This window comes from Vibrio sp. 1641, from assembly GCF_033339995.1.
Lineage (GTDB): Bacteria > Pseudomonadota > Gammaproteobacteria > Enterobacterales > Vibrionaceae > Vibrio > Vibrio alginolyticus.
The window spans coordinates 399,804-413,592 of record NZ_JAWOVP010000002.1 but is presented as its reverse complement, the minus strand read 5'-3'; the positions used below and the strand labels follow the sequence as shown (position 1 = coordinate 413,592).

The 13,789-nt window shown below is 43.0% G+C and carries 3 protein-coding genes; 1 reads left to right on the top strand and 2 read right to left on the bottom strand.

Translation table 11 applies throughout. From position 1 onward, the window contains the following. Nucleotides 1-49: 49 nt before the first annotated feature. Entirely contained in the window at nt 50-1,801 is a 1,752-nt protein-coding gene (locus R7Z47_RS05870; RefSeq protein WP_262627218.1) for a hypothetical protein, read from the bottom strand. Nucleotides 1,802-2,568: 767 nt separating this feature from the next. Continuing rightward, nucleotides 2,569-12,402, bottom strand: a complete 9,834-nt coding sequence (locus R7Z47_RS05865; RefSeq protein ID WP_318129885.1) for a tandem large repeat — start codon at nt 12,400-12,402, stop codon at nt 2,569-2,571. 382 nt (nt 12,403-12,784) lie between these two features. Between R7Z47_RS05865 and R7Z47_RS05860 the strand changes: the two genes are divergently transcribed. Next, entirely contained in the window at nt 12,785-13,759 is a 975-nt protein-coding gene (locus tag R7Z47_RS05860; protein ID WP_025998710.1) for a peptidoglycan DD-metalloendopeptidase family protein, read from the top strand. The last annotated feature ends 30 nt before the right edge of the window (nt 13,760-13,789 follow it).

Below are 13,789 nucleotides of genomic sequence, written 5' to 3'. Positions count from 1 at the left end.
CTCGATCGCGTTTAATAGTGTGACAACGCAACCCGAATAAGTTGTTTTGTTAACTTGTCTGATCTTTTTTCTTGTAAGCCAGTAAATCCGCAATGGGTGTTTGAGCAAAAATGACCGTTTTATTATCTCTTCCGTGATGACTATTGCCCTGATAACCACGGAGAAGATCCACTTCTTTAACCTCTGCAGGCCAACCAGTAAAACGAATCAACCTAGAACCATTCTCTTTTTTTATACATTGGCGCAAGCACACTCGCTGCGACCAATCACCATCGCTTTGCCTTAACTCAAAGTAATCATCTGACTCGTCTAGCGTCGTATAGCCCGGATATTCGAAAACTATCTCGACAGATTTAAGTAAATACACGACCGCTACATTTTTATTTACCTGGCTTCGTAACATTGCGTATTTTTCAGGTTTTGAGGTCGCAGCACTTGGTAATACTGAGAGCAGACGAACAGAACCGTCTCCAATTTTAAAGCTTTTCTCACTGCTATAATGGTTAAGATCAGTGACTTTTATGGCCTTGGTTCCAGGATCACTTTCTAGTTCAGATAGTTCACTCTCGCTCAATCGTTTACTGTTATAAGCCAAATATACTTCTTGAGGCTCACCTTTAATCTTGTAAGGAAGCCATATATGCGGGAGAGGGTAACCTTGCGCGCTCCGCTCCACTGGGCTAGAAGCATTAATAGGGCTCAAATTTGTTTCAATCTTTTCTTTGATTTGTGGCTCATAGCCTGTCATGACTATCTCAACTTCTTCCTCAACTAAGTTGAACACTCGAGCCTCTCCAGAGCCATTCAAAGAGCCTTCACTTACCACCTTGCCGTTCTGCACGATTTGGAAAGGCTCATAAGCGAAAACACCGCCTGTTTCAGGATTGGTCATATAGATATCGGCGTGCCTTTTGGGTCTAGAGCCTTCACGAACACTATTAATGTCCGTATCTGAAAAGTAACCATTTTCCGTAATTGCCACTTCGCGCCAAATTTTATTGTTCCAAACAACATACACGTAGCCTGATTTAAACACTTCTGCAGCTTCATCTGATTTATCGCTACCAGGGAAGTGCAACGGAACCACTGGCACTAACACGTTATCCCACTCATCCATCTGAGTTTCTTTATCAACGGGTTGCAGGTCTTCGGCGAGTTTAAGCAAAATTGGCTGAGGCTGGTCAGTGCAAGGGATTTTGATATAGAGCGTTTTGCCCTCAGCTTCGAGATCTTTAAATATCGCGAGGCTGCGGTGTTTGTTTTCTGTATCAGCCTTGCCTACAGTCACTTTTTCTTTTTGAGCTTCGGTTTTTCCCAACATCAAACATGCCGCGTTGCTAGACCACTGCCCTGCAAACTCGACAACGATTTTTTGATCTGGGCTTGGCTCAGAGGGGACATGCGTGTAACTACGAACTAAAGCAACATCGTCGGTAACCTGCTTGTATCCTGCTTTAAAAGCTTTGCTTTCATTCGAAGCTGATACAAAGTCAACGAGTGATTTAAGTCTAGGGAAGCTTTGCAGCTGAGAGTCCGTCAATGGCGAACGACGAGCAACGGTAGATAATGACACCCAATTGCCTTTTCCCAATTCGATTCTTATCGCAGCTAGCAATGCGCTGGTCGTTTTTTTGGCAGAGATGGAAATCTTTTGCGCCAATTCTTTAGGGAGGTTTCTAAGGATGTCATCTGAATTTCGCAAACGCGAAAGCTGTCCTATACACTCGTCCGGTGTAAGAACATAAGATAGCTCGTTGGAGGATAGCTTCGAGCTAGGTATAAATTTGCAAACTAAATGCATTTGAATTCTCCACAACCAACATCGTAAATATGGCTGCGGTGACAATTAAGCTGATAAGGCTTACAAGTACGATTTGGTCTGCGTATCCTACTTACTTAGCCATTTATTTTCAACGAGATAGAAAAATCGCCCGAAATCAAAAACACTAAAAAAATGGTGATTTTTGCTATCAAAACATGCGATTTGACCACAATAAAAGCCAGTAACATCACCCACTCTGTCAAAATGGTAAAATCTTACTATCTAAAAAAATTTAATTTATGGACTGAAGTTAACAAAAATTGTAGTCACGTGCGCTTCAGGTAAGCACGAGGAAATTCAGAAGTTTATGAGGTGCCCTCCTCAGCAACAAACAACAAATTGACTGTTACTGAGGAAGTTTAAATAAAAAGGTGAGCGCATTACGCACTCACAAAAGTAACTGCTCTGAAGCTTGCTAGGATTAAATTTGCTTCATCGCGAGTTAAAGAGGCGAGGTATTACCCATCGACCTCATGCAGAACACTATACTCAGAGTATAGAAACGAGCGTAAATATATAATATTTAAAAAGATTTTCAACGCGACACATTCACCACAGCACCTGCCGAGCGACCATCACAATCACGTCATACACACCTAAAAGCAACATTGGCCTAGTTATTATAGTTATTCAGCCTTGTATTAAGACGATTCATTAATTCGAGTAACTTATCAATAAAGGCAATTATTTTGATAAATATCACAAAAAGTCCCAAAGAAATAAAGCGAGCTAAACGCTCGCTTTATTTATGCCGCATTTTTTAAAGTTTTGTTATCACTAAAATATCGGTTGTAAACAGCACCTAAGGAGGCTGTACTTGCGAAACGATCATAGTTAAATGTTGCTTGAGCCTCTTCGGCAGAGGCGGAAAGCTTGTTGGTACCATTTACATAAATCGTCACTACCCCCTCCTTCAGTCCTGAAAGATCTAAATCAGTTGTCCATGAGTCTGAAAGCACGGTTGCCATGCCTGTGGCTTCTGTACCATCAGCGTCGACTGCTTTGATATCTATGAACTCACCATCTTCAAATCGTTCACTGCTACCACTTACTGTCACGCTTTCCACTCCAGTAACATCGTTGATAACGTCTAGGTGTATTGTCGGTGTAATTGGCATGGAGTAAGCCGTGTTCTGACTACCGGTATTTCCTGATAAGTCTTGGTAGTCACGAACAAGCAACGCCACATTCAGCTCTGACGTGCTTGGTACCACCACATCACCAGTCCAAACACTTGGGTCCGCGGTTGCCATTAATGAAGTGATCGTTGTACCACCTAACTCCGCCGCTGCGGACTGCAGATCTTTATCGAATTCCAGCGTCACCGTCACGCTTTGACCGATGGCTTGGTGCTCAGGCGTAAACGTCACGTTAGTCAAGGTTGGCAGAGATTGCGCGAGTGTAAAGCTCTGGCTTTCACTCACTTCAATGCCCGCTGAGTTCGTCCCCGTCACCATCACGGTATAAGTGCCATTGGTTTGGTGACTCATGTCCATTGCGTCACTGATCCAAGTGCCACCAGCTTGTACCGTTGCGCTGCTGCTTTTTAGTACCATCGCGCTGCCTTGGGCTTTCACGTCAAGACGCAGGGACTGACCGTCAAAGCGTGTCGACGTACCTTCAAATTGTAGCGTGGCGGCATGCGTTTCATCCACATTACCCACTGGCGTAATAGCTAAGGTTGGCGTGATCGGCATGGAGTAAGCCGTGTTCTGGCTACCGATATTCCCTGATAAGTCTTGGTAGTCACGAACAAGCAACGCCACATTGATCTCTGACGTGCTTGGTACCACCACATCACCAGTCCAAACACTTGGGTCCGCGGTTGCCATTAATGAAGTGATCGTTGTACCACCTAACTCCGCCGCTGCGGACTGCAGATCTTTATCGAATTCTAGCGTTACCGTCACGCTTTGGCCGATGGCTTGGTGCTCAGGCGTAAACGTCACGTTAGTCAGCGTTGGCAAAGACTGCGCCAATGTAAAACTCTGGCTTTCACTTACTTCAATGCCCGCTGAGTTCGTCCCCGTCACCATCACGGTATAAGTGCCATTGGTTTGATGACTCATATCAATCGCGTCACTGGTCCAAGTGCCACCGGCTTGTACTGTCGCGCTGCCGCTTTTTAGTACCGTCGCGCTGCCTTGGGCTTTCACTTCAAGACGCAGGGACTGGCCATCAAAACGTGTCGACGTACCTTCGAATTGTAGCGTGGTGGCATGCGTTTCATCCACATTGCCCACTGGCGTAATAGCTAAGGTTGGCGTGATCGGCATGGAGTAAGCCGTGTTCTGACTACCGGTATTCCCTGATAAGTCTTGGTAGTCACGAACAAGCAACCCCACATTCAGCTCTGACGTGCTTGGTACCACTACATCACCAGTCCAAACACTTGGGTCCGCGGTTGCCATTAATGAGGTGATCGTCGTGCCACCTAACTCCGCTGCGGCGGATTGCAGATCTTTATCGAATTCCAGCGTCACCGTCACGCTTTGGCCGATGGCTTGGTGCTCAGGCGTAAACGTCGCGTTAGTCAGCGTTGGCAGAGACTGCGCGAGTGTAAAGCTCTGGCTTTCACTCACTTCAATGCCCGCAGAGTTCGTCCCCGTCAACATCACAGTATAAGTACCATTGGTTTGGTGACTCATGTCCATTGCGTCACTGATCCAAGTGCCACCGGCTTGTACTGTCGCGCTGCCGCTTTTTAGTACCGTCGCGCTGCCTTGGGCTTTCACTTCAAGACGCAGGGACTGACCGTCAAAACGTGTCGACGTGCCTTCGAATTGTAGTGTGGCGGCATGCGTTTCATCCACACTGCCCACTGGCTTAATAGCTAAGGTTGGCGTGATTGGCAATTCGTGAGCGGTGTTATCCTCACCTATGTTGCCAGTCAAATCTTTAAACTGACTAACAACCAAGTCGACACTTAACAGCGCGGTGCTCGGAACTTGTACATCACCAACCCAGACCTTTTTATCTGCCGTTGCTGACAGAGAACTAATGCGATTGCCGCCAAGCGTAGCGGTCGCCTCTTGGAGCTCTTTATCAAACTCAAGCGAGACACTCACGCTTTGCCCCACGCTCTGATGCTCGGGGTTAAATGTCACATTGGTTAGTTTTGGTAAGGTTCCTTCAACCGCGATACTTAAGCTGCTTCCTTTTCCAGGAATTGTGTTGGTACTTTGATAGCTATTGTCTTCTACCTGAATAGTGATATTTTTATCTTGTTTTTCTGGGCTGACATAGTTAACCGTCCACGTAATATTGTCTGAAGTCGACCAAGTATCTTGTTTTAACGTTCCTGTTACACCGCTATCACTAGCGACAAGATGGACATCTGAGATATCAAAGTTCGTAACTTCTTCTGTAAAGTTAAACGCAAGCGTAATCTCTTCGCCTCCAAAAAGAGGGGCGCTTGAGGCGGTAGAGATACTTAGCCCGGGAACGGTTGCCGCTTCCACATGCGCGTCAATAGAACTTTCACTCTTGTTATCCACCTTGTCTGTTGCTGCCACCGTGATCGTATGATCGCCTTTCGGTAACAAATAGCTTATGACATAAGGCCCCGCTTCGGTTGTCGGCTCAGTAATCGCTTGAGGAGCTACTGTGCTACCACCACTCACCGCTTTTGACGTGACGAGATTTAAATTTTTATCTGTAATGTATGCACTAATTTCTAGTTGATACTTATCGTTTGTCGGCACCTTAGAGGTTTGATTAGCACTTAAGCCCGAAATACTTGGAGCGTCATAATCAACAATAGATTCGATAACCTTTCCATCATAACTTTTGCCTAGTAATTCAAAGCTTGTATTCTCTCTTCCAACTGAGTCCGTCACCGTCACCTTAAGGGTATATGACCCTTGGTTATCGACGGCAAAGTTCATCATTCCATTACCACTAGATGAGATAACATCACCTGAGTAACGCAAGGAATCACCGAGGCTTGGAATAAGCTCCACAGAATATTGTGAAGCTTTCACTCTTTCTCCTTCCACCGTAGATACCGTAAACGGCTGGCTTGCCTTGGTTAAAAACAGTTTCCCACCCTGCAAACTCGTAATTCCATCGAAATCAACTGTGACTTTAGGAACACTAATATCAATGACTTTTCTGATATCAGAATACAGTCCGACGCTATCTGTCGCTTTGATGTCTACTGTGATTGAACCACGCCCCTCTAACTGAGATTTCGGTAGTTCAAAGTACGTAGATGAACCATTCCCATCCTCTACTCTTTCTTCTTGATAACTCGGGTTTAAAACCGAGTAGTTTACTGTTGCCAGGCTGCTACCAGTGTCCGTTATGTCAAAACGAAAACGAACATTATCAGGATTTGTTGGCGATTCGGTTACGATAATCTCATCGCCAACACTTGGAGGTGTGTTGTCAACTTTAATATCAACGGTCGCTTCACCGACTCTCGACCACACATCCGTTGCGGTAATCGTTGTCCTGATCGTTTTTCCATCCGCATCGCTAGGAAGTTCACTTGTAAATGTTGAACACTTGTAGGTTGGATCATCTGCACACACCTCTAATTGTGCAAACTTCTCCGGATTATCTTTATAGTTGTAGGATTCCGTTCCAAACCTGGCCATCACATTGTCTAGTCTAGAGTTTTCATACAGCTTAATTCTGAATTTGGCGACAAGCTGCTGACCATTAATGGTTGTGTTTCCAACCGGATCAGTAATTTCAACGACTACCGAACCTTTAGGTAATTCAAGCAGTAGATCGTGCTCTGGCGTCAAGTTTCCTGCTAAATCAGATAAGTTCTTGATTTTGTATTCTTGAGTTGTACTCAGGCCATCAATAATATCGGCATAGGATTCAGAATACGTACACTTGATATTTCCAACACCTTTGGCACAAGTCGTTGGTGTATAAGCTTTGTTGCCAAGATTACGAACCAACTTTGGATATTCATCTGAACTTTCGGTATTCACGCCTGATAAAGCATCATTGAAAGAGAGCTCAAATGTGAGCATCTTCTTCTTCAAAGCTTCATCAAACCAAACATCACTTCCTTTAAAACTGTATGAGTTACCATCTACGACTGTCGGTGCATCAATATCCACCATCGAGAAATTGAACTTGTTGATCGTTTCACGCCCATTTGTACCCAAGGTTTTAGTGATCAAAGTAACAGGTGCTTTGGTCATGTTTTGCCCAACATTGACACTACAACTGTAAGGTTCTTGCGATACGTTGATAACACCAGAAGTTGGTTGCTCATTAGTTGGTGGCGCATCTAGAGAGTTGTATTCTTCACGAACCCAACACTCTAACGTTTTGGCTTTGACCGCACTCAATGTAGTAAAGGTGACATCAAGAACACCATCAGATAAGTAATTTTGGAAGTCCAGCGGGCTTTCAACTGTTAGAACCACGCCTTCACGCTGTACGCTAAAGGTTTGGTTTACTTTTCCAACCTTTCGGTCTTTTTCATCAAGGTAACGAACTTTGTTATAAACTTTGATATCAAGTTCATAATTACCATCTTTGGCAATTTGTGTAGAAAGCAACGTTGCAGTCCAAGTGCCATCTGCGGTTTCTGAGAACGTAAAGTTAGTCCCGTTTTGCTCTCCAGAGAATCTATAAGTTGAGTCAATTCGATCAACGCCACTATCATCAACAATATCAAGCGTCAGTACGATATTTCCATCTTGATAGATGGTGTTGTTTGTAATTGGCGTTCCATCCGTGTAACTCATCGCCAGCGTCACCTGCGGGATTGAGTTGTACACTTTGACGGTAAAATCTTGCTCATCACTGGTTAAGGTTGTGTTGCCACGAACATCAGACCCTTTTAAACGAACCTTGTGTGTACCCGTACCTAAATCACCAAGGCTCACTTTGAGATCCTCATTGATTTTTGTACCGGGAGAGCCAGGTAATGGTTCCAGATCGCTAAACGTCCAATACTCTAGGCTTTCTCGATTTACGCCATTAATTGAAACATCACCGTTTGCATTTAGGTCTAGCGCCGTTAGGTCAAAGACATAGTTACCTAAGTAGTAGTCATTCGCATTGAAACCACTTAAGCCTAATGTTGGCCCATCACGATCAAGAATAACCTTGTGCGTGTTAGAACTAGACTCAAAACCATAAATATCGGTTGCTTTTACATACAATGACGTTGTTTTTTCATCTTCAGAAATGTCTATTTTATCTGTGTCACTCTTGATAAGAGACATGACAAACTCTTTAGATGAATCCGTTGGCACAATTGTCTTAATTGGCGAATCTTTACCACTTTGATACAGCGAGACTTGCTCAAGGTCTGAATCGTCTATTACGGATTTAAATCGCACATTGAACTCACGCCCTATGACATAGTTCTCTTTAGACAATGTGTCTTCAACCCAAGGCGTATTTAGGATGATTTCAGGGCCTTTGTTATCGACTTGGAAGGTGAATTTCCCTGTTGTACTGACATTGGCAGGGTAAGCGTTGTCCGTCGCAGTGACGTAAAATTCATTCCATTCATCGTAATCAAATGCTTTTGAAACCAGTTGGACTTTGACGTCAGGCTGTTCACCAACTAGGTATGGTACGTCACACTCCTCTGTTAGAGGGTCACAGCTTTCTAATGTCAGAGCCTGACCAGATCCGCGGCGCAAATCTATTTTTACGTTATTGCCAGAGCTTAACGTCCCCCAATCAATGACAGGTGTCCATTGGTTATTACCACCTAAACGGCTTTGAACCTGCTCACTTTTTACAATAGGAGCTTCAGAGTCGATACGAATATTGAATCTCGGAGCGGTGCTAGTTAACTCTGAAACGGAGTTACCTAAGTTGTCCTCTGCTGCTGCAACAACTAACCAATCTCCATCACCAGGATAAATCGTAGAGCCTTGATTTGAACAAATCTCGCCCGTACATAGTTTGACTTTAAACGCGTCTTTCGAGTTACTTGCAAAGTTTTCTGGTGTGTATGTTACTTTTTCACCGGTTTGCTGGTAGAAAACAAGGCCCCTCGAGGCAAGCTTATCACCAACAATATCCTCAACCTTGAAGGTTAATTCATGAGTATTGTTCGCATTTAAATAAATACCGTTTTCTACACGTTTACCATCGACATCATTGGGTGGAAGGTAACTGGCCTTAGGGAAGTCGTTATCAATAAACACCGATTCTATAAACGGAGATTTACCATTGTAACCATACGCATTGCCATGTGGGTCCATAGCACTGGTCTCCACGGCAAACTCTATAATATCTTTTAGTTCACTAGACTGGGAGTTAAGGGTGAAGAAGTACTCTTTTCGATAAGTATTGCTGCTGTCTGAGTTTTCTACGATGTTGATGTCCAGTGGTATTTCAATATTTGGCTCATTGGCTTGATACCACATCGTGCTAAACTTCGGGCCGTGAGCGTCGGTTCCTACAATACCAGAAGGATCGTCTAGGACAATTTTAGAAACAACCTCGCCAGCGATATAAAGCCTATTACCAACCATCGTCTCTCTGCCGCTTTCAATGGTTAATTTTGGCTGCGGAGGCAAGGTATCGATACTGCTACCCTCTGTATCAAAAATGTTCTTACCATTTAAGTCAGGATTAGCCATCGAAATATCATCAGCATAGAGCTGCGCGATATTGGTCTCAATACCGTATTTGCTCGCCATGATTTCATAATAGGATTGCGCCAGATCTTTTCGGTAAGTTTCAGCGCCAAACGTGTAAGAATCGAGCGTAACTTGACTTCCTCCTGCCCCTACACCATTTGCTTTTCCATCGTAGCTAAAATCATCGTAAATAGCAGATGCAAAATCTAATGAGTTATTTCTTGGCATTCTCTCGGCAATACTATCAATTGCTTCAACAAGGAATCGGTGTAGATAGTCATTTGATGGCTTGTCTGGAATCGCTTTAGTCGTAAGCATTTCATTGGTTGCATAAGACACAACCGTTGGGTCAAACCCAAAGAATGAGTTGTTATTCGTACCTGATAACGCGTAGCGCACCTCATCAAGAATTTGAATCGCACGTTCTGAAGTTTTCTCTCCCGCTGTCACTTGATCCCACTGGAAATCAAACAAACCAGTCTGATATGTCGATAGTTCAGTAATATAGTAAGTTTGAGAACCTTTGAGCTTAAAATACACACCAATATTGGCCTTGTTTAAGTCAACCGTAACTTTCTTGGTCCCTGGATCTCTTTTCCATTGGTAATAGTATGGCTCACTGCCTTCGATACCAATTAAACGAACACGCATGAAATCATAATTCACTACGTCAGTTGTGGTTTCACAACTCGCTACGTCAAGAGCCATGGACTGGTCACTTTCCAGTTGCTGGATAGTGGTACAACTTGCAAGTGAAGTGAATTCACCACTTGGGCTCAACCCTTCAAGTTGAGCTCGCGCACCAATAAATGGTGTCACCACTTTTATGGTTGGTAGGTCAAAGCTACTTCTAAAATATACTTCTCTTGGAGTGCTTTCGTTATCAGACTCATCGATGGTTTGAATGACTAACTTTTGACTACTGTTTTCTGATACCGATTTAAAGCTGTCACCCAAAATATCTCTTACAAAAGGAATGTAATAAATGACATCCTCTACTCGCCCATTGCTATCTAACAGCGTTTCGTGCGGAATTTTTGCGATGTAATCGTCATCGGATGCGGTTGTGTCAATAACTTGCTGAAGTGAGTAGTTGTTATCGTTGTTTTGGCTTACGTAGTACTTGACGACGAGCTTAAGCTTATTAGCGTTGGAGCCTAAAACCGTATCGGTGTTTACGTCTGAAACTTTCACACGAACATAAGGGATTTTATTCTCTTTCAATAAATTAGCGTTGAAGTTACTAAAATCTATCCCTTTTAATGAGTTCTGAATCCCTAAACTTGCGTACGCATAGTCAATCTTCAGGAAATCGCGGCTTGCTTGAACATTGTCTGGGGTGTACGTATCTTGAGAGTAGATACCATCGTAAGTGGTTCGTTCACCATCTAAACCCACATTTACGTACGTCATTGACGTACCTTCAGGATAGGTTATCGTCTGTGCTGGCGCTTGATCGTCACGACTTACTGCATGCTGCGCAGCGCCCGTATTCCCTTTGCTATCCTTCGCTCGAACCTCAAAGACCGTCGTAGATAGGAATTCATCAGTTGGGTAAGCCTTACTAAACTCACAAGCATTTCCAGACTCTACAGTGACAGGAGAACATGTGACGCCCTCATGTAAGCCATCTTTAAATGAAATACTGACCGAACTAATCTCTTGCGAGCTTTCTTTTACAACCCCTTTCAGAACGTATTCTTTAAGTTGGTTATTAATTGCACTCGCCGATGTAATATCGATAACAGGCGCATCGTTATCCCATTCAAAGTTGATATGAAGACCCGAATGGCTGCCTGGAATTAACTCATTACCCAGTACATCCGCTGTATATAAGACTAACCGTGCTGCTGTTACGTTTGAGAGCCCTGTGGCAGGGTTCATATCTACACTATCGATCTCTTTAGTATTAATGTTAACTTTAACGTTGGTCTCTCGAAGGCCAACTTCAAAATCATCAAATTCAACCGAACAGAATGTGCTTCCAAAATCTTGTATGTCGTTACATTGAAATTCACCAGACCAAGAGCCATTAATCTGATACTGAATAAAGGCGGATACGTCTTCTACACCGATATCATCAACAATTTTTAGGTCAACTTTATCGGTGCCTGCAAGTACATCACGGTCAATGCGTGTCACGATAGGCGCTGTGGTATCAATCTCCGTCCCATCTCGCGGTGGAATGACGCCATCTGTACTGCCATATGTACCTAAGTCATTAAGCTTCTTACTAAAGTCGACATAGTCGGCAGCATCAGTACCAGAAATATTGATACTTGGGTCGTTTACCACGATCAAAACGTGCTGAGATAAGTCACGTGTGTAAACGTCGCTGTTTATCTTTTTCTGTCCAAAGCTGAGGGGAGTCACTGCTCCTGAAGTCTTGCTCACTTCAAGACCATCAAGAACACCATCTGCAATAACATCCCGATATTGGATGTCAGCGAAGTGCATCGAAGTGTAGACGTTATCGCTGTTGCCGTATTTTTTTATAAGATCGTAAGAGTAAGACGAATATGCTGTTAATAAAGCACCGTATTGATGCCCAGCACTAGCAAAACTGCTTTGCCCACCTTTGGTAATATCAATAGGTTTGGTCTCATTTACGTCAAAACCATACATGCTATTGATACTATCCAAAGCGGTTGAAAAGGCACTTTCATCTGTGGCCCCCTGAGAAATTTTGTACTTTGCCAAGCCTGCTGCCAAGTTCGACAGCGGAGTAAGCATTAACTTTTGCTCACTCCCCTCTTTAAAGTTCACAACACCTTCAAATTTAAGTGTCTTCGCATTGCTCACAGATACCGTTTCATTTGTAAACGGATCGGTATAACTCCCCTCTTTTGCAACAACAAAAAGAGGCATTGACGACGATTCAAACTCTAGCAGATAGTTTCCGAAGGCATCAGACGTCGTGTTAGCCAACTTCCGACCTAAGTTTCCATTTTTGAACTCGAAAACCTCAATCTTGGCGCCATTGACTGGGGCGTCAAACACCATACCGGAAATGCTTCCTTTGCTTCTAGCTGGAGGTGTGTTGTCTCCTCCATCACCACCACCACATGCACTCAATAAAAGAGATGTAAGCGTAAGACCTAATGTTAATTTCAGCGTATTTTTAGCGAACATAGTAATTTGGAAAAATATATTTTCCCGAGATTATATTATTGAAAAATATTTTCTCAACGTGACATTAACACCAACAAAATAGGCATAAACACCAAGCCAACCGTCACTTTGACTGAATTATTAAAATTATTTTTACATCCTATAATTATTAACTTAGTTAAAACAGAGGAATTACTCATGCTTTAATGCTAGTTTTTATTTAAAATATTATACTCTACGCACAACTGTCAGTATTGATAAACCAACAAAACTAATGACTATTTTAATAATAAAAAGAAGTGTGCAAGCTCCTACCGTAGCCCTTATCACTACTGCGTTAATCATATTGATTAGCGTATCGCTTTCTCACTACTTCCTCACTCCTGTGGATAGGCTACCTACCATCAAGCCTTTAGAATTCGAAAGTGAGAATGTGCAGCCATCAATTAAAAAGAAGACTCGTAGGCAAAAAATCACTATCGGTGTTGTTGAATACTCTTTTGTCGCTTCATTATTAAAATCAGGAGTGAGTCAAAAAGAGATCAACTTGCTATTAGCACTTATCAAAAGCAAGTTTAATATTATTGACTCTATTAAAAGAGGTGATAACTTTATCTTAAGAACTAAATTAAATAGTAAAAATGAAACTTACATTAGTTCTTTTTACTATTTAGGCAGTAAAACTGATTTATTTATTATCAATGATGGTCACGGTAACGTATTTGATGAGCATGGTGTGTCGATAAATAATCAGTTCATGTTTTCTTCACCCTTTGATAAAAACTACAGAGTGAGCTCTGACTATGACTTAAAGCGAACACATCCAGTGACCAATATAACGACTCCGCACTTAGGCACTGATTATGCCACACCTGTAGGTACACCGATTCGTAGTATTGCTGATGGCATCGTTTTAAAGTCCCGCTACAACCGTTTTGCAGGCAACTACATTAATATCCGCCACACAAATGGCTCTGTATCACGCTACCTACACTTATCTCAGCGCAACGTCCATGTTGGTGAGAAGATCAGCCGAGGACAAGTGATAGGGAAAACGGGTAACACAGGAAGAACAACAGGGCCGCATTTACATCTTGAACTGCACATCAATGGTGTTCCGGTTGATTACGAGCGATACATTCAAAGGCACCCAAACACTGACGTAAATATAGAAATGCTGATTGCAGCGAGAAAAGAAAAAGCAGAGTTAACAGCGGAATGGCAACGGTATGAGCAGTCAAATAGGTAACAACAGCCACTTCGATTCGTGTATTCTTCC

Bases quoted from the DNA above. Each gene is read 5' to 3' on its own strand.
- R7Z47_RS05870 (WP_262627218.1), bottom strand. From the start codon at position 1,801: ATGCATTTAGTTTGCAAATTTATACCTAGCTCGAAGCTATCCTCCAAC.
- R7Z47_RS05865 (WP_318129885.1), bottom strand. From the start codon at position 12,402: ATGGTGTTTGACGCCCCAGTCAATGGCGCCAAGATTGAGGTTTTCGAG.
- R7Z47_RS05860 (WP_025998710.1), top strand. From the start codon at position 12,785: ATGACTATTTTAATAATAAAAAGAAGTGTGCAAGCTCCTACCGTAGCC.